Origin of the sequence: Sphingomonas colocasiae, assembly GCF_019880585.1 — a bacterium.
In the GTDB taxonomy this organism is placed as follows: domain Bacteria; phylum Pseudomonadota; class Alphaproteobacteria; order Sphingomonadales; family Sphingomonadaceae; genus Sphingobium_A; species Sphingobium_A colocasiae.
Window position 1 is genome coordinate 390,137 of record NZ_JAINVV010000009.1, and the last position, 20,951, is coordinate 411,087.

General features: G+C 64.9%; 24 protein-coding genes. 9 read left to right on the top strand and 15 right to left on the bottom strand.

What is annotated here, in order from left to right:
- The first annotated feature begins 118 nt into the window (after positions 1–118).
- Complete coding sequence (locus tag K7G82_RS20495; protein ID WP_222991777.1) at positions 119–565, top strand: peptidylprolyl isomerase; 447 nt, start codon at positions 119–121, stop codon at positions 563–565.
- Between the two features lie 41 nt (positions 566–606).
- Here the strand turns inward: K7G82_RS20495 and K7G82_RS20500 are convergent, their stop codons facing one another.
- A complete protein-coding gene (locus K7G82_RS20500; RefSeq protein WP_222991778.1) occupies positions 607–1,509 on the bottom strand; it encodes a LysR substrate-binding domain-containing protein in 903 nt (300 codons plus the stop codon).
- Positions 1,510–1,777: 268 nt separating this feature from the next.
- On the opposite strand from K7G82_RS20500, the gene K7G82_RS20505 reads away from it, so the two are divergent.
- The gene (locus tag K7G82_RS20505; RefSeq protein ID WP_222991779.1) at positions 1,778–4,075 is read left to right on the top strand and encodes a CDC48 family AAA ATPase; all 2,298 of its coding nucleotides are present in this window, start codon (positions 1,778–1,780) and stop codon (positions 4,073–4,075) included.
- Here K7G82_RS20505 and K7G82_RS20510 read toward each other — a convergent pair.
- Positions 4,044–5,366: an MFS transporter gene (locus tag K7G82_RS20510; protein WP_246623722.1), complete on the bottom strand. Its 1,323-nt coding sequence runs from the start codon at positions 5,364–5,366 to the stop codon at positions 4,044–4,046. The genes K7G82_RS20505 and K7G82_RS20510 overlap by 32 nt on opposite strands.
- Positions 5,367–5,495: 129 nt before the next feature.
- Here K7G82_RS20510 and K7G82_RS20515 point away from each other — a divergent pair, with 129 nt between their 5' ends.
- Positions 5,496–6,122, top strand: a complete 627-nt coding sequence (locus K7G82_RS20515) for a class I SAM-dependent methyltransferase (RefSeq protein ID WP_425517295.1) — start codon at positions 5,496–5,498, stop codon at positions 6,120–6,122.
- A gap of 3 nt (positions 6,123–6,125) precedes the next feature.
- Here K7G82_RS20515 and K7G82_RS20520 read toward each other — a convergent pair whose 3' ends face one another.
- Positions 6,126–7,295 carry a phospholipase D-like domain-containing protein gene (locus K7G82_RS20520; RefSeq protein ID WP_222991780.1) on the bottom strand — a complete coding sequence of 390 codons (1,170 nt, stop codon included), beginning with the start codon at positions 7,293–7,295 and terminating at the stop codon, positions 6,126–6,128.
- A gap of 221 nt (positions 7,296–7,516) precedes the next feature.
- Between K7G82_RS20520 and rpoZ the strand changes: the two genes are divergently transcribed.
- Positions 7,517–7,861 (top strand): DNA-directed RNA polymerase subunit omega, encoded by a 345-nt coding sequence (rpoZ, locus tag K7G82_RS20525; protein WP_222991781.1) that lies wholly within the window; start codon positions 7,517–7,519, stop codon positions 7,859–7,861.
- A 195-nt stretch (positions 7,862–8,056) separates the two neighbouring features.
- Here rpoZ and K7G82_RS20530 read toward each other — a convergent pair whose 3' ends face one another.
- A complete protein-coding gene (locus K7G82_RS20530) occupies positions 8,057–8,557 on the bottom strand; it encodes a winged helix-turn-helix transcriptional regulator (RefSeq protein WP_222991782.1) in 501 nt (166 codons plus the stop codon).
- Positions 8,558–8,675: 118 nt separating this feature from the next.
- On the opposite strand from K7G82_RS20530, the gene K7G82_RS20535 reads away from it, so the two are divergent.
- The 5 genes from K7G82_RS20535 (at position 8,676) to K7G82_RS20555 (ending at position 13,880) form a co-directional block, all read left to right on the top strand.
- The gene (locus tag K7G82_RS20535; RefSeq protein WP_222991783.1) at positions 8,676–8,993 is read left to right on the top strand and encodes a CC_3452 family protein; all 318 of its coding nucleotides are present in this window, start codon (positions 8,676–8,678) and stop codon (positions 8,991–8,993) included.
- Between the two features lie 148 nt (positions 8,994–9,141).
- On the top strand, positions 9,142–11,232 hold the full coding sequence (locus K7G82_RS20540) for a RelA/SpoT family protein (RefSeq protein WP_222991891.1): 2,091 nt from the start codon (positions 9,142–9,144) through the stop codon (positions 11,230–11,232).
- Positions 11,233–11,316: 84 nt separating this feature from the next.
- Entirely contained in the window at positions 11,317–12,915 is a 1,599-nt protein-coding gene (locus K7G82_RS20545; RefSeq protein ID WP_222991784.1) for an alkaline phosphatase D family protein, read from the top strand.
- Positions 12,916–13,008: 93 nt separating this feature from the next.
- Positions 13,009–13,578 (top strand): GNAT family N-acetyltransferase, encoded by a 570-nt coding sequence (locus K7G82_RS20550; RefSeq protein ID WP_246623724.1) that lies wholly within the window; start codon positions 13,009–13,011, stop codon positions 13,576–13,578.
- 122 nt (positions 13,579–13,700) lie between these two features.
- Entirely contained in the window at positions 13,701–13,880 is a 180-nt protein-coding gene (locus K7G82_RS20555; protein WP_222991785.1) for a hypothetical protein, read from the top strand.
- Positions 13,881–13,924: 44 nt separating this feature from the next.
- Here K7G82_RS20555 and K7G82_RS20560 read toward each other — a convergent pair whose 3' ends face one another.
- The 11 genes from K7G82_RS20560 to K7G82_RS20610 form a co-directional block, all read right to left on the bottom strand.
- Positions 13,925–14,404 (bottom strand): MmcB family DNA repair protein, encoded by a 480-nt coding sequence (locus K7G82_RS20560; protein ID WP_246623725.1) that lies wholly within the window; start codon positions 14,402–14,404, stop codon positions 13,925–13,927.
- A 76-nt stretch (positions 14,405–14,480) separates the two neighbouring features.
- On the bottom strand, positions 14,481–15,092 hold the full coding sequence (locus tag K7G82_RS20565; protein ID WP_222991787.1) for a cell wall hydrolase: 612 nt from the start codon (positions 15,090–15,092) through the stop codon (positions 14,481–14,483).
- A gap of 161 nt (positions 15,093–15,253) precedes the next feature.
- Positions 15,254–15,595 carry a DUF1491 family protein gene (locus K7G82_RS20570; protein ID WP_246623726.1) on the bottom strand — a complete coding sequence of 114 codons (342 nt, stop codon included), beginning with the start codon at positions 15,593–15,595 and terminating at the stop codon, positions 15,254–15,256.
- Positions 15,592–16,074, bottom strand: coding sequence for a PaaI family thioesterase (locus tag K7G82_RS20575; protein WP_246623727.1), 483 nt, complete (start codon positions 16,072–16,074; stop codon positions 15,592–15,594). The genes K7G82_RS20570 and K7G82_RS20575 overlap by 4 nt, the downstream gene beginning before the upstream one ends.
- A complete protein-coding gene (gene ptsN / locus K7G82_RS20580) occupies positions 16,064–16,531 on the bottom strand; it encodes a PTS IIA-like nitrogen regulatory protein PtsN (protein WP_222991789.1) in 468 nt (155 codons plus the stop codon). The genes K7G82_RS20575 and ptsN overlap by 11 nt, the downstream gene beginning before the upstream one ends.
- Positions 16,532–16,613: 82 nt before the next feature.
- On the bottom strand, positions 16,614–17,207 hold the full coding sequence (gene hpf / locus K7G82_RS20585) for a ribosome hibernation-promoting factor, HPF/YfiA family (protein WP_222991790.1): 594 nt from the start codon (positions 17,205–17,207) through the stop codon (positions 16,614–16,616).
- Positions 17,208–17,262: 55 nt separating this feature from the next.
- A complete protein-coding gene (dnaQ, locus tag K7G82_RS20590) occupies positions 17,263–17,970 on the bottom strand; it encodes a DNA polymerase III subunit epsilon (RefSeq protein WP_222991791.1) in 708 nt (235 codons plus the stop codon).
- Positions 17,971–17,978: 8 nt separating this feature from the next.
- Complete coding sequence (gene coaE, locus K7G82_RS20595; protein ID WP_343228620.1) at positions 17,979–18,569, bottom strand: dephospho-CoA kinase; 591 nt, start codon at positions 18,567–18,569, stop codon at positions 17,979–17,981.
- A complete protein-coding gene (locus K7G82_RS20600; RefSeq protein WP_222991895.1) occupies positions 18,566–19,372 on the bottom strand; it encodes a shikimate dehydrogenase family protein in 807 nt (268 codons plus the stop codon). The genes coaE and K7G82_RS20600 overlap by 4 nt, the downstream gene beginning before the upstream one ends.
- 2 nt (positions 19,373–19,374) lie before the next feature.
- Complete coding sequence (locus K7G82_RS20605; protein WP_222991792.1) at positions 19,375–19,971, bottom strand: Maf family protein; 597 nt, start codon at positions 19,969–19,971, stop codon at positions 19,375–19,377.
- The gene (locus tag K7G82_RS20610) at positions 19,968–20,795 is read right to left on the bottom strand and encodes a pyruvate, water dikinase regulatory protein (RefSeq protein WP_222991793.1); all 828 of its coding nucleotides are present in this window, start codon (positions 20,793–20,795) and stop codon (positions 19,968–19,970) included. Before K7G82_RS20610 ends, K7G82_RS20605 begins: the two co-directional genes overlap by 4 nt.
- Between the last annotated feature and the right edge of the window lie 156 nt (positions 20,796–20,951).

The following is a 20,951-nucleotide window of genomic DNA, read 5'->3' on the forward strand; positions in this document are numbered from 1 at the left end:
ATTTCCGTGCCCTAGGCGCTCTTACGGCATCAGGCAACCGCCGCCATGCAACGCCCTCTTCCGCTTCCCCATAATGGCCCTATATGGGCGTTTTCCCGCGATCCGATGGAGTTTTGCCATGGCCGACACGCTTACCCTCACGCTCGAAGGCGGCGATGTCGTCATCAAGCTGCGCCCCGACCTCGCCCCCGGGCATGTCGAGCGCATCACGACCCTCGCCAATGAGGGCTTTTATGATGGCGTCGTGTTCCACCGCGTGATCCCCGGCTTCATGGCGCAGGGCGGCGATCCGACCGGTACCGGCATGGGCGGTTCGAAGCTGCCCGACCTGAAGGCGGAGTTCAGCCGCGAGCCGCATATCCGTGGCGTCTGCTCGATGGCGCGCGCGCAGAATCCGAACAGCGCGAACAGCCAGTTCTTCATCTGCTTCGACGATGCGACCTTCCTCGACGGCCAATATACCGTCTGGGGCGAAGTGACCGAGGGCATGGAGCATATCGACGCGCTGCCCAAGGGTGAGCCGCCGCGCGAACCCGGCAAGATCGTCAAGGCGACCGCCGCCTGAATTTCGGCATCGCCCCGGCAACCGCCGGGGCGATATGCCCGTCAAACGCCGGGCCGCTCCACGTCGCCGCCGAACAGATCGACCAGCCAATCGTGGAAGATCCGCACCGGGCGCATTTCCAGCGCGCGCGGGCGGCAAGCGAACCAATAGCTGTATGGGCTTTCGACGACATGGTCGAACAGCCGCACCAGCCGATCATCCTGCGCATCCGCCAGATGGCTTTCGAGCATGAAGGCCACGCCGAGCCCGGCCGCCGCGGCCTCCAGGATCAATTGTCCCGAATCATATTGGTCGATCGACAGCGGCGTCAGATCGGGCAATCCGATCGCGTTGCGATAGACTTCGAAGGTCTCCGCCATGTCGCGATGGATCAGCACCGTGGTGCGCGCGAGATCCGCGGGCGTACGGATCGCATCCGGCCCCTCGGTCGTGGCGCGGCTCGCGATCGGGCAGATCAGGTTGCGGCCGAGCCGGCGCGCATAGAGCGCGGGATCGATCTCCCGCGCCAGCGGGATCGCGACGTCGAGCCCTTCGCCCAGCCGCGACAGGCTGTGCGCGGCCGTGTCGATATCGAGATGCAGGCCGGGATGGCGCGCGCGCAGTTCGGGCAGATGCGGCATCAGCTTTTGCGAGGCGAACAGCGGCAGGATGCCCAGCCGCAACCGCATCACATCGGCGCTGTTCGACATGCCCTCGATCGCGAGCGACAGCATGTCGATCGCGGGCGCCACTTGATGGAGCAGCTTCTCGCCATCTTCGGTCAGCGCGAGCGACTGGTGCCGGCGATGGAAAAGCGGCTTGCCCAGAAAGCGTTCGAGCGCCTGCACGCGCCGGCTGAGCGCCGGCGACGACAGTGAAAGATCCTCGGCCGCAGCCTTGATCGAGCCGAGCCGCGCGACTTGCAGAAACGCCTCGAGCGCCGTCAATGGAGGCAATCGCCGCATTTTGATCCCAGGGTCCTATCCAGTCCGCGCTTTGTAGCGCGCGTGTATCAGGAATCCATGAGTGCATTCTTTGCAATCAACAAATTCCTTTTCGCACTTGCACAATTTCGTACTGCAACGCAAATTGATCCTGCCTTTCAGGCATCCTCTCCTAAAACTTTCAAGGGCCGGTCCTTCGGGATCGGCCTTTTTTTTGGCTTGGGCTCGCAAGCCCGGAACCCCGCCCCTATCTTTCCGGTTTCGAACCGATCGAGGGGAGAGCGTGACTATGGCCGAAGCTGAGACCGGGCACCGTATCCAGGTAGCCAATGCCCGGCCCGAAGACAGCGGGCGCGGGCTGGCTCGCCTGTCCCGCGCGGCGATGCAGGCACTGGGCCTGGCCGAAGGCGACGTCATCGAAATCGTCGGCAAGCGCGTCACCCCCGCGCGCGCCGTCGGCCCCTATCGCGAGGATGAAGGGCTGGACCTGATCCGGCTCGACGGTTTGCAGCGCGCCAATGCCGGCGTCGGATCGGGCGACTTCGTCGAGATCCGCAAAGGTGAATCACGCCCCGCGCAGCGCGTCGTGTTCGCACCTGCACAACAAAATCTTCGGCTGCACGGTTCCTCCAACGCGCTGAAGCGCAGCTTCATCGGCCGTCCGCTCGCCGCCGGCGACACGGTGGCGACCGCCGGGCAACAGCAGGTGGATCAGGGCGCGATGCCCGCCCAGCTTCGCCAGATGCTGGCGGCACCCGCCTATGCCCTGCAGGAGATCCGCCTTGCAGTGATCTCGACGGTGCCCAAGGGCATCGTCCATATCGACCCGGAGACCGAGGTCGAACTGCTTCCCGAATATACCGAGCCCAAGGAATCGCGGCGCGCCGACGTCACCTATGACGATATCGGCGGCATGGCGGGCACGATCGACCAGCTTCGCGAGATGGTGGAGCTGCCGCTGCGCTATCCCGAACTCTTCCAGCGGCTGGGCGTCGATCCGCCGCGCGGGGTGCTGCTGCACGGCCCGCCGGGAACCGGCAAGACGCGGCTGGCGCGCGCGGTCGCCAATGAAAGCGACGCCGAATTCTTCCTGATCAACGGCCCGGAAATCATGGGCTCCGCCTATGGCGAGAGCGAGAAGCGGCTGCGCGACGTGTTCGAGCAGGCGACCAAATCCGCCCCGTCGATCCTGTTCATCGACGAGATCGATTCGATCGCGCCCAAGCGCGGACAGGTGCAGGGCGAAACCGAGAAACGCCTGGTCGCGCAGTTGCTGACACTGATGGACGGGCTGGAAGCGCGCGTGAACCTGGTGGTGATCGCCGCGACCAACCGCCCCGAGGCGATCGACGAGGCGCTGCGCCGTCCCGGCCGGTTCGACCGCGAAATCGTGGTCGGCGTGCCTGACGAGCGTGGCCGCCGCGAGATCATGGGCATCCACACGCGCGGCATGCCGCTGGGCGACAAGGTGGACCTGAGCGAACTCGCGCGGATGACCTATGGCTTCGTCGGCGCCGATCTAGCGGCACTTGCGCGCGAGGCCGCGATCGAGGCGGTCCGGCGCATCATGCCCAGGATCGATCTGTCGGAAGGATCGATTCCCGCAGATGTGCTCGATACGCTGTCGGTGACGCGCGAGGATTTCATGGCCGCCATCAAGCGCGTCCAGCCCTCAGCCATGCGCGAAGTGATGGTCCAGATGCCGACGACGCGCTGGGACGATATCGGCGGGCTCGACGTCGCGCAGGAACGGTTGAAGGAAGGCGTGGAGCTTCCGCTGAAGGATCCCGACGCGTTCCGCCGGCTCGGTATCCGTCCGGCCAAGGGCTTTCTGCTCTATGGTCCGCCAGGCACGGGCAAGACCCTGCTCGCCAAGGCGGTGGCGCGCGAGGCGCAGGCCAATTTCATCGCGACCAAATCATCGGACCTGCTGAGCAAATGGTATGGCGAGAGCGAGCAGCAGATCGCCCGCCTGTTCGCGCGCGCGCGCCAAGTGGCGCCGACCGTGATCTTCTTCGACGAGCTCGACAGCCTTGTCCCCGCGCGCGGCAACGGGCTGGGCGAACCGCAGGTGACCGAGCGCGTGGTCAACACCATCCTCTCGGAGATGGACGGGCTGGAGGAATTGCAATCGGTGGTGGTGATCGGCGCGACCAATCGCCCCAATCTGGTCGATCCCGCATTGCTGCGCCCGGGTCGTTTCGACGAGTTGATCTATGTGCCCGTGCCCGATCGAAGCGGACGTCGGCGCATCCTGGCGATCCACACCGGCCGCATGCCGCTGGGCAAGGATGTCGACCTGGACGAGATCGCGGAACGCACCGAGCGCTTCACCGGCGCCGATCTGGAGGATCTGGTTCGCCGCGCCGGCCTGTCGGCGCTGCGCCAGTCGCTCGACGTCAAGCAGGTGACCATGGACCATTTCGAAAAGGCGTTCGACGAGACGCGCGCATCCGTCACGCCCGAGATGGAACAGGAATATGAGACGATCGCGTCGAAACTGAAGCAGAATGCCTTGAAGCTCGATCCGATCGGTTTCGTCGCGCCAGGGATGCTCAAGCCTCGTGGGCCGAAGGGCGCAGATTGAACCAGACATAGGCCATCAGCAGCACGAGCGCGGCGGCCGCGATGCCATAGGGCAGCGGCCGCCAGACCTCGTACAGGCCGACGCCCAGCGAGGGGCCGAAGACGAACGCCGCACCGTTGATCGCCGTGGTCTTGCCGGCGACCGATCCCTGCTCATTCGCGCCCACCGCCAGCGACGAGCCGGCGGTGAATCCCGGCCGGACAAAGCCGAAGCCGAGCGAGGCGAGCGCATAGGCGGTGGCGATGCCGTGGAGCGAATCGGCGATGCCGAGCAGCACGCATCCCGCCGCCGACAGCGCGAGGCCGATCAGGATCAACGCGCGCGGCGCCAGATTGAGGATGGGGATCAGGCCCCATTGCGCGAGCAGCGCCGCCCCGGCCCCCATCATCAGCACCAGCCCGGTCGACTGGAGCGCGTCGCTCAGCCCACCGCCCAATCGATCGATCAACAGGAAACCGATCGTCTGCCCGGTCATCGCCTGGGCATGGCCCATCACCAGCCCGGCAAGCATCCATGGCCAGATCCGTGCATCGCGCAGTCGCACATCGCGCGACGGCCCTGCCGTCGCCGCGGTCACGCTCGCGCCCGATGATTGCCCGCCGATCGTGGGATAGGCCACGGCGGCGCCGCGGGCATCCTCGTCGATCGCCGGGCGATCGTCGGGCAGCAGCTTCGCCGCAGCGATCACGACCGCGATGCCGACGACCGTGAAGACGAAGGCCGGCCCCGCCATCGTCACCACCGGCAACAACAGATAGGGCGAAAGCGCGGGGCCCAGGATCGTGCCGAGGCCGAAGGCGGAGGCAAGCAGGGTCAGCGCCTTGGTCCGTTCGGCGCGGGTGGTGCGCACCGCGACCATCGCCTGCGCCGCGGGCGGCGTCGCCGATCCGAACGCGCCGTAGATCAGCCGGCCGAGGATGAACAACAGGAATGCCGCGGCCGGCGTGATCCAGCCGAGAATGCCGGCCGCCAGGAACAATCCGCATGCCAGGGTCGAGATGGTGAAGCCGATCATGCCGGTGATGACCAGCCGTCTCTGCCCGTAGCGATCGAGCCGTTTCGCCCAGAACGGCGCCGCGAACACCCAGATCGCCGCCGAGACCGAAAAGGCCGCCGCGACCGCGCTGTCCATTACCCCCAAGGATCGGCCAAGCGCAGGCAGGACCGATTGCATCGCGGTATTGCCCGCCGCCACCGTCAGCATGACGACGAAAAGCAGGCCGAAATCGCGTCTGCGCTCACGATCGGCCACCATCGCGGCCGCGTCCTCCCCTGTCCGATTCGCGTCCATGCGGCCTGATAGTGCGCCGGACTGGCGCAAGGAAGGATAGGCTTGGCGACGGAAGCGTTTAGAGATGCTTGAACAAGGCCGGTTTATTTGCGACTGCCAGTGTTTCGATAAACGCCCAAAGGGGATTACATGACCGCATCATCCGCGAAGACCGGGCGCAAGCTTCCCGCCTGGATGCGGCGTATGACGCGGCGAACCGGCCCCTTGGCGATGTTTTTCAAAGGTTTTCTGAAGCACCCGGTGATGGTGGGATCGATCATCCCGTCGTCCGATGCGACCATCGCGAAGATGCTCGGTCCGGTCGACTGGGCCAATACCAAGATCTTCGTCGAATATGGCCCGGGTGTCGGCACCTTCTGCCGGCCGGTGCTCAAGAAGCTTCCCAATGACGCGAAGCTGATCGCGATCGACACCAATCCCGATTTCATCGCCTATCTGAGCGAGGAAATTCCCGATCCGCGCTTCGTGCCCGTGCTGGGATCGGCAGCGGACGTTCGCCGCATCATCGCCGAACATGGCGCCGAACATGCCGATTATGTGCTGTCCGGCCTGCCCTTCTCCACCCTGCCCGCCGGCATCGGCCCGAAGATCGCCGAGGAGACCGCCGCGGCGATCCGCCCGGGCGGCGCGTTCCTCGTCTATCAATTCTCCCCCAAGGTCCACGACTTCCTGGCACCGAATTTCGAGCGCATCGACCACGCGATCGAGTGGTGGAACGTGCCCCCCGCCCAGCTCTATTGGGCCTGGAAGGATTAGGCGTCAGTCCAGCCCGAAATTGAGCCGGCGCGTCACCGTATAGTCGGCCACGCCGACCACCAGATAGGACAGCGCCCATTTCATGCGATTGAGGAAACCCGCATTCGCCTTGTGGATTTCCGGCGTGATCCGCTCACAATCGGCGAGTTCGGCCTCGAAAAAGGCGCGCATCCGGGCGGCGAACGCCGCATCGTCGATCCGGAGCATCAGTTCCAGATTCAGGAACAGGCTGCGCATGTCGAAATTGGCGGATCCGATATAGGTGACGTCGTCGATCACGATCAGCTTCATGTGCAGCTTCGCCGGCAGATATTCATAGACCTCGACATCACGCCGCAGCAGCCCGCCATAGAGGAAACGCGCGGCGCCGACCGTCGCACCATTGTCCGACAGGCGCGCGGTCACGATCCGCGAGCGGCCGCCACGCTTCACCACGCGCTTGATACGCTTGAGCATCGAACGGCCCGGCGAGAAATAGGCCTCGATCATGTCCGCCGAACGGGCATGTTCCAGATCGTGCTTCACCGATCGCGCCCAGGCGCTCAGCCGGCGCGTCGGCCCGCCCAGCAGCCATTGCAGCCGCCCGCGCGCATGATGCTGCATCGTGCGCAACAACTTGCGCAGCCGGCGCAGGCTCGGGCGCTCCAGCCGCGCCCAGATCATCAACGCGTCGAAATAGCGCGAAAGCCAATGGACCGCCGGCCCTTCGATCTCCAGACCGAGATCGTGCCAGCCGCCCGCCGAGGGCGGCCGGAAATAATCGTCGGCGATATTGAATCCGCCGATGATCGCGACACGGCCATCGGCGATCGCCATCTTCTGGTGGTTGCGCAGCAGATAGCGCCGGCCGAAACGCGGCAGGAAACGGCAGGTGTCGCATCCGGCCTCGACGAGCGGCGCGAAGAACGCGGGGGGCGTGTTGCTGCTGCCGAAACCATCGACGATCAGCGACACGGAAACGCCGCGATTGATCGCGTCGAGCAGCGCCTCGCGCACCGCCCGGCCGGATTCATCCCCCTCGAAGATGTAATAATAGAGTTTGAGGCTGGTCCTGGCGCCTTCGATCAGCGCGATCAGCGCCGCCCAGCTCGCAGGGCCGTCGACGACCAGTTCCAGCCGGTTGCCGTCCAGCGCGGGAACGTCGTCGATCACGATCGGAGCCGCCAAAGCCATATCCGATTCATGGGTGTGCAAGGCGCGGAGAGCAAGGGAAAAGCCGCATTTCCTTGACATCCGGCGCCGTCGTCGCTACCTCGCCGCCTTTCCGATATCAGCAGAGCCTGGCTTGCCTGGATGACAGCGAGACAGACTATGCTTATGGCTTGTTTTCCGTGATTTCCGACTCATCGGATGATATCCGACGTGAAATCGCCTAGAGGATTGGTGGAGCGACTATGGCGCGCGTTACTGTCGAAGATTGCGTCGACAAGATTCCGAACCGCTTCGATCTGGTTCTGCTCGCGGCACAGCGCGCGCGCCAGATCTCGGGCGGCGCGGAGCTGACCATCGATCGCGACCGTGACAAGAATCCGGTCGTCGCCCTGCGCGAGATCGCCGACGAGACGGTTCACCCCGAAGATCTCAGCGAAGCGGTGGTTTCCAACCTGCAGCGCGTCCAGATCGACGACGACGATGTCGCGGACGAGATCGGCTCGCTGAGCCAGTCGGCCGAGGCGCTTCGCCTCACCGCCGCCGCGCCGCCGCGCAACCAGAATCTGGGCGCCGATTACGACGGCTGAACTGGTGCAGGACTGCCGTCGAAAGACGGCGGTCGCGCTTCACGCTTGATATGATTGGATGGCCTGGGCGATCCGGTCCTCTTGTCATTCCCGCGAACGCGGGAATCCAGTGGCGTAGAGCGCTATGATTGACATCGTCTGGATTCCCGCGTTCGCGGGAATGACAATGTAAGTTCCATCGACTTTTTTTTGCTGCTATTCGGCCGCCTGCGCTTCTTCCTCGCGCGACATGCTGAGCGGCCGAATCTCCTCGGCCTGTCGCCAGCACAGATCCTGCGCGCCCAGCACACGATCGTCATGCGCGCGGATGGTGACCGGCCGGATCGGCTGATGGTCGCGCTCATCGACGAGCACCGGCGTCGACGGAATGCCCGATCCCCATTGCTCGCCCCATTGGCGGAGCGCGATCATCGCCGGCAACAGCGCCAGGCCCTTTTCGGTCAGCCGATATTCGATCTTGCGACGATCGTCGGGGCAAGGGTTGCGCATCAATATGCCGTGATCGACCAGCCGTGAGAGCCGGTTCGCCAGGATATTGCGCGCGATTCCGAGTTCCGACTGGAACTCCTCGAAATGATAGATGCGGTTGAAGGCGGCACGCAGGATCATGAACGACCAGCGCTCGCCCATCGCCTCCAGCGCCACCGGCAGCCCGCAATCCTCGGCGATCAGCTTGAGCGGTTCTCTCAATCCCATGGTCCCAGCCTAACTCAAAAAAATCGGTCGCGCAAAAAATTTCAGTTTTCAGTTGCAACTAAAAATCTAGCTTGGTAAGTAGTGATTCGCAACTTAAATCGTTCGAAAGGGCCTCCCCATGCTCCGCACCGCTTCCCTGGCCGCCTCGGCGGCCATATCCGTTCTGTTGCTGTCCGCCACGGCGGCCAGCGCGCAGCCCTCCGGCGCATTTTATTCGGCCAAGCCCGTCGCTGCCTCCAGCGCGTCGAAGCTCGTCGTGCGCGACACCGTCTGGAAATGTGGCGCCGATGGCTGCGCGTCGAACACCAAGGGCAAGAGCCGCGCGGCCTTTGTCTGCGAATCGCTCGTCAAGGAAGTCGGGCAGATCGAATCCTTCCGCGCCGGCGCCGAGCAGTTCGACGCCGATGCGCTCGCCAAGTGCAACGCCAAGGCCTGAGCAGAACCCCTCTTCCCAGGTTGTTGCGATGATGCGGCACGCGATCCCCCGATCGCGTGCCGCTTTTTTGCAACCCTAGTGGCAGAAATGTCGCCTTTCTCCGCCAAAAAGCTTGCATCATCGGGGCACGACACCCCAGATGGGCGTCGTGCTGCGGCAATATGAACTGGTCGACCGGGTCCTGAGCTATGACCCCGATGCGGACGAGGCGCTGATCAATCGCGCCTATGTGTTTTCGATGAAAGCGCATGGCAGCCAGAAGCGCGCCTCCGGCGACCCATATTACAGCCACCCGATCGAGGTGGCGGGCATCCTGACCGACCTCCGGCTCGACGACGAAACGATCGTGACCGCGATCCTGCACGACACGATCGAGGACACGCTGACGACGCATGAGGAGATCGAGCGACTGTTCGGAACGAACGTCGCGCGGCTCGTCGATGGCGTCACCAAACTTTCGAAGATCGAGGCACAGACCGAGAATGAGCGCGCGGCGGAGAATCTCCGCAAGTTCCTGCTCGCCATGTCCGACGATATCCGCGTGCTGCTGGTGAAGCTGGCCGACCGGCTGCACAACATGCGCACGCTGCACTTCATCAAATCCGAGGAGAAGCGCCGCCGCATCGCCAAGGAGACGATGGACATCTATGCCCCGCTCGCCGAGCGGATCGGCATGTACGAGTTCATGAAGGAGATGCAGACGCTCGCCTTTCGCGAGCTGGAGCCCGAGGCCTATGTCTCGATCAGCAAGCGGCTGGAACAGTTGCAGGGCGAGGGCGGCGACCGCATCGCCAAGATCGCGTCTGGCCTGAAGCTGCTGCTGTCGCGCGCCGGTGTCGAGGTGGACGTGTCGGGCCGCGAGAAGCATCCCTATTCGATCTGGCGCAAGATGGCCGAACGGCACATCAGCTTCGAACAGCTTTCGGACATCATGGCGTTCCGCGTGATCACGCCCGATGCCGAAGCCTGCTACCGCGCGCTCGGCGTGATCCATCAGCGCTGGCCGATGGTTCCGGGCCGGTTCAAGGACTATATCTCCACCCCCAAGCGCAACGGCTACAAATCGCTGCACACCACGGTGATGCATGCCGGCGACACGCGCATCGAGATCCAGATCCGCAGCCGGGCGATGCACGCCCAGGCCGAATATGGCCTGGCGGCGCATTGGGCGTACAAGCAGAATGGCACATCGGACGTCCAGGCTGGCTGGATCCGCGACCTGATCGAGATCCTCGAAAATGCCGACAGCGCCGAGGAGCTGCTCGAGCATACCCGCATGGCGATGTATCAGGATCGCATCTTCGCCTTCACGCCGAAGGGCGAACTCTACCAGCTTCCCAAGGGCGCGACGCCGGTCGACTTCGCCTATGCGGTGCACACCGATCTCGGCGACCAGACCGTCGGCGCGAAGGTGAATGGCCGGGTCGTGCCGCTGCGCACCCAGCTCGAAAATGGCGATCAGGTGCAGATCCTGAAATCCAGGGGGCAGGAACCGCAGCCCGGCTGGCTCAACTTCGTCGCCACCGGCAAGGCGCGCGCGGCGATCCGCCGGTTCGTGCGGCACAAGGAGCGCGACGAAAGCATTGCGCTCGGCCGCAAGATCTACGACGAGATCGTCAAGCGCCTGCCTACCCAGCTTGGCCAGGAAGCGCTGGCGCAGGCGATCAAACGGCTGAAGAAGCAGGACGAGCCGACCCTGATGGAGGCGATCGCCAAGCAGCTCATCTCCGATACCGAGCTGATGGAAGCGCTGATGCCCGGATCGACGGGCACCGACATCGCCGGCAAGTCCCCGCCCAAGCAGCGCGAGGCGATCTCGATCCGTGGCCTCACCCCCGGCGTCGCTTATCGGCTGGCCGAATGCTGCCATCCCGTGCCCGGTGACCGGATCGTTGGCCTGCGCCGCCCCGGCGAGGAGATCGAGGTCCACACCATCGATTGCGAGCGGCTGAGCGACGGCATCGATGCCGACTGGATCGATCTGGCCTGGGGCGAAGCATCCGAAAGCGGAACCGCGCGGCTGAGCGTGGTGCTGAAGAACGAACCCGGCGCGCTGGCGGTGATGGCGGGCATATTCGGCACGCACAAGGCGAACATCCTCAATCTCAGGATGGAGAATCGCGACACCAGCTTCCACCATTTCACGGTCGATCTGGAAGTGAACGACCTGCATCATCTGATGCGTATCCTGGCGGCACTCCGGGCGGCCGACGCGGTGAGCCGGGCCGAGCGCGTCTGATCGCGCACGCATTGCGAAGCCGCGCGCACGGCGTCACACAGCCATCATGAACCGCGTGCAGACGAACACCGGATTGGAGATGGCATGACAGTACGGATCGATCGTCGCAGCCTGGTTCTGGGCGGCAGCATGGGGCTGGGGGCACTGCTCCTTCCCGGCGGCGCGCACGCCACGGCCAGCCTGCTCGGCGCGCGCGGCTTCACCCATAATGTCGCGAGCGGCGAGCCCGGACCCGATTCGATATTGCTCTGGACCCGCTATGTACCCGCGAACGGCGCGGATGCGGCGCTGGCCGTCGAGCTTTCCGAAACGCCCCGATTCGAGCGCGTCGTCGCCGGCGGCAGGGCCATGGCACGCGCCGATGCCGACTTCACCGCGCGAACGATCGTCGGCGGGCTGGAGCCGGGACGCTGGTATTATTATCGCTTCGCCGCTCCCGACGGCGCAGTGTCGCCGATCGGGCGGACGAGGACGCTGCCCGCCGGCCCATGCGCCCGCTTCGGCCTTGGCGTCTTTTCCTGCTCCAACCTGCCCTTTGGCTGGTTCAATGCCTATGCCCATGCGGCGGCGCGCGACGATCTGGACCTGATGGTCCATCTGGGAGACTATCTCTACGAATATCCGCGCGGCACCTATCCCAAACTCCAGGATGCGGTGAAGGGGCGCATCATCGACCCGCCGGGCGAGTTGCTCCACCTCGCCGATTACCGGCTGCGCTATGCGGGCTATCGCGCCGATCCCGACCTTCAGCGCATCCATCAGTTGTTCCCGATGATCGCCCAGATCGACGATCATGAAGTCGCCAACAACAGCTGGACCAACGGCGCCGAGAATCATCAGGGCGACGAAGGCGATTTCGCGGCGCGCAAGGCGGCGGCGCTTCAGGCTTGGCACGAATGGCTGCCGGTGTCCGACGCAGCGTGGAGCCGGTACGAGATCGGCGATCTCGCGACGCTGCTGCGCCCGGAAACCCGGGTCACCGGCCGATCGCGCGAACTGAAGATGTCGGAAGCGCTCAAGGATCGATCGGTGCTCGAGGATCCGGCGCGGACGATGATGGGCCTGATGCAGGAAAAATGGGTCACCGATACGCTGGCCGCGTCGGTCAAGCGCGGTGCGCGCTGGCAGATCCTCGCGCAACAGACCAATATGGGTCGGCTGTTCACCCCGCCCGATGCCCTGAGCCTGCTCGCGGCGGACGCGCCCGATTATCTCGTCGCCTATACCAAGGGCGGAATCGCGGCGACCAAGGCGGGCATCGCCGGCAATCTCGACGATTGGGGCGGCTTCCCGGCTTCGCGGGCGCGCATCCTGGCCGCAGGCGAAGCCGCCGACGCGGATCTGGTCGTACTTTCGGGCGACAGCCATAATGGCTGGGCCTTCGAATTGCCCGGCACGCACGGCCGCGCCGGCGTTGAATTCGGCGGACACAGCGTGTCCTCACCCGGATACGAGGCCTATCTGACCGCCACGCCCGACACCGTCGCGCGCATGGTGCGGGGCTCCAGTCCGGAGCTGAAATGGGCCGACACCAGCCATCGCGGCTATATGACGATCGAGATCACGCCCGATCGGGTGAACGGCGAATGGGTGTTCATGGAAACGGTGCGCGAGCGCAGCCAGGCGGTTTCAGGCGGCCACCGAATGTCGGTGCTGCGCGGGGCGCGCGCGTTCGCCGCTTGACGCGGCCGGACGGGGCGCCAATCATGCCGGGATGACTGGCCAGAGACTCTTGCGCCCCGGCTGCTTCATTCACGAGCTTCAGGAGCGTTGACGATGACCGAGCCCGTCCGGACGATCGATTATGGCGACATGACGCTGGAGATTCGCCGCTTCCATCCCGAGGATCAGGAAGCGATGCTGCGCTTCGCGCGCGCGCTGCCCGAGCATGACCTGCTCTTCGTCGGCCGCGACCTCAAGAACCGCAAGGTGGTGGAGGCCTGGCTCGCGCGGATCGACGACGGCCATATCGACAGCCTGGTCGCGGTCGGCCCGCAGGGTATCGTCGCCACATCGGCGATCATGCGCGATCCTTTGGGCTGGTCGCCGCATGTCGGCGAAGTGCGGTTGCTGGTTTCGATCGAGATGCGTGGACGCGGGCTTGGTCGCACCATGCTGCAGGAGAGCTTTCGAATCGCCGTCGATCGCGACCTCAAGAAGCTGACCGCGCGGATGACGCCGGACCAGACCGGCGCGATCGCGCTGTTCCAGAATCTCGGCTTTCGCGCGGAAGCGCTGCTCAAGGACCATGTCATGCGCCGCGACGGCAAGGTGCATGATCTCGCGATCTTCAGCCACGACGTCGCCAAGATCGCGGCACGGCTTCCGGCGCGCGACGCCGAATAAGGGGATCACGTCGCCAGCGACCGACGCGAAGCTGTCGCCGTTCCGCAAACAGGCTGACGCATTGCGCTGACAGTCTCTGGCGGGCCGCACCGATGCGGCCGATTCGCCAAGCGGAGACCATCATGTCCAACATCGAAACCCAGCAGGACGACGAAATCCTCGACACGATCGACGAAGCCCAGGACGAGGCCGGGCATGAAGCCGAAGTCGCCGAAGACGATGATCAGGACGATGAAGCCGATGCCGGCGACGAGGAAGACGATGGCGAGGAAGGAGACGATGACGAATCCGAAGAGGATTGAGTCCCGTCGCGCCGGGCGATCTCGGATGAGGTTGCCCGGCCGTTTCAGGCGCCGTCGGGAAGCACGATGTCCGGATCGAGCGCGCCGAGCAGCCGTCCGGCCGCGCGCCTGGCGAAGCGCAGCGTTTCGGCCTTGCGCCGGGCGCCGGCAAGGGGTGCCGAGCGCGCTTCGCGGATGATCGCGCCATCATAGCGATCCGCCACGATCACGCCGGTGCGATCGGGCATGAAGAATTCGCCGTCGAGCGGCGACGCGTCGAAACCCGGCGGCACCGCCCAGAAGAAACGATCGCAATAATCGAGATAGTCCGGCCATTTCATGTCGCCGAGCAGATCGCCACGCGCGACCTTGATCTCGACGATGGTGAGCCGGCCGGCCGCATCGAGCGCCATGATGTCCGCGCGCCGGCCATTGCCCAGCGGCACCTCCACCAGCGCGACCATGTCATGCGCCAAGAACAGCCGCGCGACGCCGCGCGCCACATCGACCGCGGTGATGGGAAGGGGGCTTGGTTCACAGGTCATGTGGACGGCGCTCATGCAGCCACCCTAGAACAAGACGAGAACGAATGGAAGGAGGGGCACCGCCCCTCCAAAGCGATCAGCGATAGAAGACGTGGTTGCCGACGGTCGCGATCCGACGAAGCTTCCAGCGCGGCGAGACGTGGGTGGCATGGAAGAACAGCGCATCCGAAGCGGCGCTTTCCCAGCGATCCTTTTCCGCGATCCGCGCGATCGCAACCGCCTCGCGCCAATCCTGGCTGTTGCGGTTGATCGTCGGCATACGGCCGCCACGCACGAACGAGAACTGTCCGGGCTGGTGGACGACACCGCAAACGGTGCTGGCGAAGCGGCCCGAATCGGCGCGGTTGAGGATCACGTCCGCAACGGCGAGCTGCCCATCGAGCGATTCGCTGCGTGCTTCGAAATAAACGGCGCCGGCCAGGCATTCCAGCTCGGCGGTCAGATCTTCACCGGTCGGTTCGGCGGCCACCAGCGCGCTCAGCGTGCGGGGCTCTGCTTCGACTTCGGGAACCTCCGCCGTGGTTTCGGCGTTGGCGTCTATGATCAGGGGGTCGTTCTTGACGATCTCGACGGCGGAAGCCGGAGTCGTTGTGGTGCCGGTCGCGAACGAGGGAACCGCCTGGACGGCGGCCGATGCGGCACAAAAGACGATCGCCGCGTAGCTTGCGGCGCGCAAAACAGGACTCATCAGACAATCGTTAGTGCGGTTGACGCATCCGGCGGGGTGCATACTCCAAACACCGCACCCCCGATTTGTCCCCCGACTGCGCTACCGTCCTTGCCGATTCATCCCGCAAGACGGTCTGGCGCATTGAAGTCGTGCGGCTCTGTTATTGCAGCCGGAGAGAGTCAAGCTGGGCCGATCGTTTCAGCGGCGAACCGTTCAGCGTCTGCGATATCCAGTTCGACGATCCATATATCGGGGTCGCATGTACGCCTACGCTCCAGATATTGTGATATTTCGAACGGATCGGTGGAATCGCGCGGCCCGCACGGCGCCCATATATAGGCGCCGCCCATATCCAGGATCCGTTCGAACAGCCCGGAAACCCGGCCCTTTTCGGCGCAGGCGATGATGATCGCGCCGCCCCCGGCGTCGCCCTTGGCCAGCACGGTCGCATAGCCGCCCTCGGCCTGGACCCTGCGGATCAGCGCGCCGACCAGCATGGCGCTGGACAGGCGCGGCGTCATGCGCGCTGTGCGTCCCGATATCCGGGCAGGCTGGCAAGCGGGATTCGCGATCGCATGAAAGTGCCGGTGCCGCGCGCCGCCTCTTCGCCATCGGCGTCGATCAGCCGCGCGTCGGCGACATAGACGCGCCTTTTACCGCTGATCCAGCGCCCCTCCGCGATCACCGGCCCATTGTGGATCGGACGGGTGAACAGCAGGTTGAAGGCGGTGGTCAGCAGGAAATGATCGGTGACCAGGCTGTTCGCCGCATAAAAAGCGGCATCGTCGAGCATCTTGAAATAGCTGGTGCCGTGCGCGGCGCCCGCCGCATGGTGAACGCGGTCGTCCACCTCGAAACGGATGCGGGCGAAGCCGGCTTCTGGAATCTCGAGCTCGGATTCGAACAGCCGGTTGATCGGCGCGCTGCGATAAAGCGATTCAAGCGCCCGGAAATGGGCGTCCTCGCCCCGTGCGGTTTCGCCCGTGCCCTCAGGCGGCATCGCGCGCTTCGGCGCTGACGAGCAACGCATAGAGCGCGTCGTCCGAGCCGGCACCACGCAGCTTGGCGAGGAAGGGACGATCGCGCAGCGCGCGGCTGACGCGCGCCAGCGCCTTGAGATGCTCGGCCCCCGCATCGGGCGGGGACAGGAGCATGAAGACGATATCGACGGGCATGTCGTCGATCGCCTGGAAATCGATCGGCTGATCGAGACGCGCGAACACGCCGACGACGCGTCCGAGCCCCTCGATCTTGCCATGTGGAATGGCGACACCACCGCCAAAGCCGGTCGATCCCAGCCGTTCGCGTTCGGACAGACGCTCGATCACGACACGCGCGTCGATGCCGCCATTTTTTTCCGCCAGCGCCGCGAGTTGCTGGAACAATTGCTTCTTGGCCGAGACCGAAAGGCCGGCAACGACCGTGCCGGGGGTAAGAATGTCGCTGAAATCGTTCATATCAGTTCCGATTCGGCGGGAATCGCTCCCGCCTTTAGCCCCCGGTAAAGTCGTTGCATATCACGGCGTTAGGGCGTCGCCGTCAGGCGGCGCGCTGCGGTTCGACCCAGCCGATGGTCCCATCGCCGCGGCGATAGACCATATTATAGGCGCCGGTGCCACTGTTTTTGAACAGCAACGCGTTGGTGTTGCGCAGATCGAGCATCATCACCGCGTCCGAAACGCTGGCATTGGGCACGTCCACGCGGGTTTCGGCGATGATCGGCGGATTGTCGCTCGGCTCCTCGACCTCCTCGGCCGCGTCGAACACGGTGTAGCCCGCATCAAAACCGTTCAGGCCGTTGAGCGCCGCGCTCGCCGCCGCCTGCTGAACGCCGTGGCGATCCTTCAGCCGGCGCATATAGCGGCGAAGCTGGGTCTCGATCCGTTCGGCGGCTGCGTCGAAGGAGGGATGCGCTTCCTGCCCCGTGCCGCTGCCCTTCAGGATCACGCCCTGCATGACATGGGCGACGATATCGCAGCGGAATCCGTAATCGTGCGGCCCCTTGCCGAAAGTGACGGTGGCAGACAGCGCACGCGAGAAATATTTGTCCGCGATCCCCTCGAGACGGTCCTGAACGTGCGCGCGCAGCGCATCGCCGGTGTCGACCTGATGACCGGAAACACGGATATCCATGGCATTCTCCATTTGCTGTTCGCGTCGGCGCATCTGATGCGCCGCCCTGCGATGATCAACCTGCCTGGCCGACCTGTACCCAGAGCGGGTCGGTAAGCCGGGCCACGAATTCGGCGTGCCGCGCCAGTTCCTCCGCGCTGGCGCTATGGGGACGGGGGGGACGAACCGGACGGTTCGTCGGAACGATAACGCGCGACTCGGCGATTCGGCTCACCGGCGCGCTTTCTTCGGTGGCGAGCATCAGGCCGATCTGCCGCCCGCCGGTCAGTTCGACGTAGAGCTGGGAAAGCAATTGGGCGTCGAGAAGCGCGCCGTGCAGGACGCGGTGGCTGCGATCGATGCCGTAGCGCGAGCAGAGCGCATCCAGGCTGTGCTTGGCGCCGGGATGGCGCGACCGCGCGATCGCCAGCGTGTCGATCATGCGATCGGTGAGCACGATCGGCCGCGCGCACAGGCCAAGTTCGTGATTCAGGAAGGAAAAGTCGAACTGCGCATTGTGCGCGACCATCGGACTGTCGGCGATGAATTCGAGCAGTTCCTCCACCTTGTCGGCGAAGAGCGGCTTGTCCGACAGGAAGGTTTCCGACAGGCCGTGTACCGCCTGCGCCTCGCTCGGCATCGAGCGCTCGGGGTTGAAATAGGCGTGGAAGACACGGCCGGTTTCAACCCGATTGATCAGCTCGACACAACCGATCTCGACCAGCCGGTCGCCATTCTGTGGGCTCAGGCCGGTGGTCTCGGTATCGAAGACGATTTCGCGCATTCCCGGGATTATCGGCGCAGTTTCGCACGCATGCAAGTGACGAGATGCGCCACTTCGGCACGCGTTCGCTGTCGGGTCGTCCCGGTTTCGATCACCACGTCCGCACGGCGGCGTTTCACCGCATCGGAGGTCTGGAGTTTCAGGATCCGACGGAACTTTTCGACCGTCATGCCGGGCCGTTTCAGCACCCGCCGGCGCTGCATCCAGGCGGGCGCGGACACCACGACGACAAGATCGACCAGATCCGCACCGCCCTTTTCGAAGAGCAGCGGGATATCGAGCACGACGATCGGCCGGGATCGATGGCGACGCAGAAAGCTGCGCCTTTCTTCGGCGACCGCCGGATGGACGATACGTTCGAGCGCGGCGAGCGCAGGCGCGTTGCCGAACACCGCTTTCCCGATCGCCGCACGATCGATGCCGGCGGCGCTCGTCGTCCCAGGGAACAACGCCTCGATCGCGGGCAACAGCCTGCCGCCTGGGCCCTGCAACCGATGCACTGCGGCATCCGCGTCGAAAACCGGCACGCCCAGCGACCGGAACATGCCGGCCACAGCGGACTTGCCCATGCCGATCGATCCGGTGAGGCCGATGATCACGCGAGCAGCCGCTCGCGCAGCTCCGCATCATGTTCGCGCGGCGGCGCCACACCGAAGAACAGTTCGAAAGCAAGCGCCGCCTGGCCGACAAGCATCTCCAGCCCGTCGATCGTCTCCAGCCCCCGCGCTTCGGCCGCAGCGAGCAGATCGGTCTGAAGCGGGGCGTAGACGATGTCGTAGACCACGCAGTCCTCGGCCTGAGCCGACAGATCGGGTGCGAACGGCGGCATGCCGGCCATGCCCAATGTGCTGGCATTGACGATGAGCGCGGATGGCGGCAGCGCGGCATCGAGCGGCAATGCCTGGCCCTTGAGACCGAAGGCAGCCAGCAGGCCCGCGCCCTTCAGCACATTGCGGTTGAGGATGGCGACGGGGCCGACGCCGATCCGCGACAATGCGAACAGCACCGCGCGTGCAGCCCCGCCAGCGCCGATCACCGTCACGGGCGCGCCCGCCAACGGAACCTCCGACAAGGGCGTGAAGAAGCCGCCGGCATCGGTGTTGGTGCCGGTGAGCGCACCGTCGGGCGCGCGCAGCACGGTGTTCATCGCGCCGATGCCGTCGCGGACGCCGCCGGGATCGGCGACGAATTCCATCACCGCCAGCTTGTGGGGAACGGTCACATTGCAGCCGCGCCACAGGGGATCGGCGCGGCGGCTCTCGAAATAGGCGGGCAGTGCGTCGGCGGTCACATGCGCGGCGCGATAGGCGCCCTCGATCCCGAGCTTTTCCAGCCAGAAGCCGTGGATCAGCGGCGATTTGGAATGGGAAATCGGATCGCCGATCACTTCCGCATAAGGCATGCTCACGTCTTCAAGACTCCCCTGATCCGCAGATAATCGAGCAGCGGCAGCAGCGGCAGGCCCAATATGGTGAAGTGGCTGCCCTCGACGCGCGCGAACAGCTGCGCGCCGGGGCCTTCGATCCGGTAGCCGCCGACACAGCCGGCGATCTCTTCATATTCGAGATCGAGATAGGATTGGATGAATGCCTCGGACAAGGGTCGCACCGTCATCCTGGCGCGATCGACATGCCGCCAGACCGGCCGGCCGGCCTCCGCGATCACCGCGGCGCTGTGAAGCATATGCGTCCGCCCCGAGAGCAGGCGAAGCTGCGCCGCCGCCGCGTCTCGATCCGCCGGCTTGTCGAGCATCGTACCGTCGTCGAGCGCCAGCGTCTGATCCCCGCCAAGCACCATCGCACCAGGCACGCGGTTCGAAACGCGCAGCGCCTTCAATTCCGCGAGCGCATCGGCCAGGTCGCGCGGCGACAGGCCATCGGCCCGGAGCGCCGCCTTCGCCGCCTCTTCATCGACACCTGACGCCATGGCGTCGTGCGCGATCCCGGCGGCATCCAGCATGGCGCGCCGCGCCGCGCTTTGCGAAGCGAGAAGCAAGGTCATGCGTCCGGATCCTGACCGGCCGCGCGCTCATTGTAGAGATTGATGATCGCAGCCGCCGTCTCCTCGATCGAACGGCGCGTCACGTCGATCACGGGCCAGCCATTGTCGGCGAAGATACGCCGGGCATAGGCCACCTCGCGCGTCACCGCATCCTGATCGACATAATCGGTCTCCGGCGCCTGATTGAGCGAGAGCAGGCGGTTGCGTCGCACCTGGATCAGCCGGTCGGCGCTTGTGGTAAGGCCGACGACGAGCGGATGGCGCAACCGGTAAAGCGTGTCGGGCGGCGGCGATTCCGGCACGATGGGGATATTCGAGGTCTTGTATCCGCGATTGGCGAGATAGATCGATGTCGGCGTCTTAGACGTGCGCGAAACACCCGCCAGAACGATGTCCGCTTCCTCCCAATTCTCCCAGCCGACACCGTCGTCATGCGCGATCGTGAACTGGATCGCGTCGACGCGCGCGAAATAGGCGGCATCCAGCGTGTGCTGGCGCCCGGGGCGCGCCTTGGCTTCCTGGCCGAGCAGGTTCGACAGCGCATCGGTCACCGGATCGAGCGCTGCCACCATCGGCAATCCCAGCGCGCGGCAGCGCGCCTCGAGCTTTCGGCGGGTTTCGACATTGACCAGCGTGAACAGGACAAGGCCGGGATTCTGGGCGATATCGATCAGGATGCGATCGAGATGACCTTCGGATCGGACCATCGGCCAGAAATGCTTGATCGTCTCGACCCCATCGAACTGGGCGAGCGCCGCTTTCGCGATATTCTCCAGCGTTTCGCCGGTTGAATCGGACAGGAGATGGAGGTGCAAGCGCGTCATCGACATATCTTTGTGGATAAAGTGGGGATTTTTCCAGTGAAAGCCGCGACGGCGCTTTCCATCCACGCAGATCCGGATTCAATCCACGGGTTTTCAACAGCCAATCGCCCCGGCGGACGAGTCTGTGGATAACGGGGATGAGCGACGCGACTCATG

Excerpts from the sequence above, each read along its gene's own strand:
- K7G82_RS20495 (WP_222991777.1), top strand. The coding sequence starts at position 119 with ATGGCCGACACGCTTACCCTCACGCTCGAAGGCGGCGATGTCGTCATC.
- K7G82_RS20500 (WP_222991778.1), bottom strand. The coding sequence starts at position 1,509 with ATGCGGCGATTGCCTCCATTGACGGCGCTCGAGGCGTTTCTGCAAGTC.
- K7G82_RS20505 (WP_222991779.1), top strand. The coding sequence starts at position 1,778 with ATGGCCGAAGCTGAGACCGGGCACCGTATCCAGGTAGCCAATGCCCGG.
- K7G82_RS20510 (WP_246623722.1), bottom strand. The coding sequence starts at position 5,366 with ATGGACGCGAATCGGACAGGGGAGGACGCGGCCGCGATGGTGGCCGAT.
- K7G82_RS20515 (WP_425517295.1), top strand. The coding sequence starts at position 5,496 with ATGACCGCATCATCCGCGAAGACCGGGCGCAAGCTTCCCGCCTGGATG.
- K7G82_RS20520 (WP_222991780.1), bottom strand. The coding sequence starts at position 7,295 with ATGGCTTTGGCGGCTCCGATCGTGATCGACGACGTTCCCGCGCTGGAC.
- rpoZ (WP_222991781.1), top strand. The coding sequence starts at position 7,517 with ATGGCGCGCGTTACTGTCGAAGATTGCGTCGACAAGATTCCGAACCGC.
- K7G82_RS20530 (WP_222991782.1), bottom strand. The coding sequence starts at position 8,557 with ATGGGATTGAGAGAACCGCTCAAGCTGATCGCCGAGGATTGCGGGCTG.
- K7G82_RS20535 (WP_222991783.1), top strand. The coding sequence starts at position 8,676 with ATGCTCCGCACCGCTTCCCTGGCCGCCTCGGCGGCCATATCCGTTCTG.
- K7G82_RS20545 (WP_222991784.1), top strand. The coding sequence starts at position 11,317 with ATGACAGTACGGATCGATCGTCGCAGCCTGGTTCTGGGCGGCAGCATG.
- K7G82_RS20550 (WP_246623724.1), top strand. The coding sequence starts at position 13,009 with ATGACCGAGCCCGTCCGGACGATCGATTATGGCGACATGACGCTGGAG.
- K7G82_RS20555 (WP_222991785.1), top strand. The coding sequence starts at position 13,701 with ATGTCCAACATCGAAACCCAGCAGGACGACGAAATCCTCGACACGATC.
- K7G82_RS20560 (WP_246623725.1), bottom strand. The coding sequence starts at position 14,404 with ATGACCTGTGAACCAAGCCCCCTTCCCATCACCGCGGTCGATGTGGCG.
- K7G82_RS20565 (WP_222991787.1), bottom strand. The coding sequence starts at position 15,092 with ATGAGTCCTGTTTTGCGCGCCGCAAGCTACGCGGCGATCGTCTTTTGT.
- K7G82_RS20570 (WP_246623726.1), bottom strand. The coding sequence starts at position 15,595 with ATGACGCCGCGCCTGTCCAGCGCCATGCTGGTCGGCGCGCTGATCCGC.
- K7G82_RS20575 (WP_246623727.1), bottom strand. The coding sequence starts at position 16,074 with ATGCCGCCTGAGGGCACGGGCGAAACCGCACGGGGCGAGGACGCCCAT.
- ptsN (WP_222991789.1), bottom strand. The coding sequence starts at position 16,531 with ATGAACGATTTCAGCGACATTCTTACCCCCGGCACGGTCGTTGCCGGC.
- hpf (WP_222991790.1), bottom strand. The coding sequence starts at position 17,207 with ATGGATATCCGTGTTTCCGGTCATCAGGTCGACACCGGCGATGCGCTG.
- dnaQ (WP_222991791.1), bottom strand. The coding sequence starts at position 17,970 with ATGCGCGAAATCGTCTTCGATACCGAGACCACCGGCCTGAGCCCACAG.
- K7G82_RS20600 (WP_222991895.1), bottom strand. The coding sequence starts at position 19,372 with ATGCCTTATGCGGAAGTGATCGGCGATCCGATTTCCCATTCCAAATCG.
- K7G82_RS20605 (WP_222991792.1), bottom strand. The coding sequence starts at position 19,971 with ATGACCTTGCTTCTCGCTTCGCAAAGCGCGGCGCGGCGCGCCATGCTG.
- K7G82_RS20610 (WP_222991793.1), bottom strand. The coding sequence starts at position 20,795 with ATGACGCGCTTGCACCTCCATCTCCTGTCCGATTCAACCGGCGAAACG.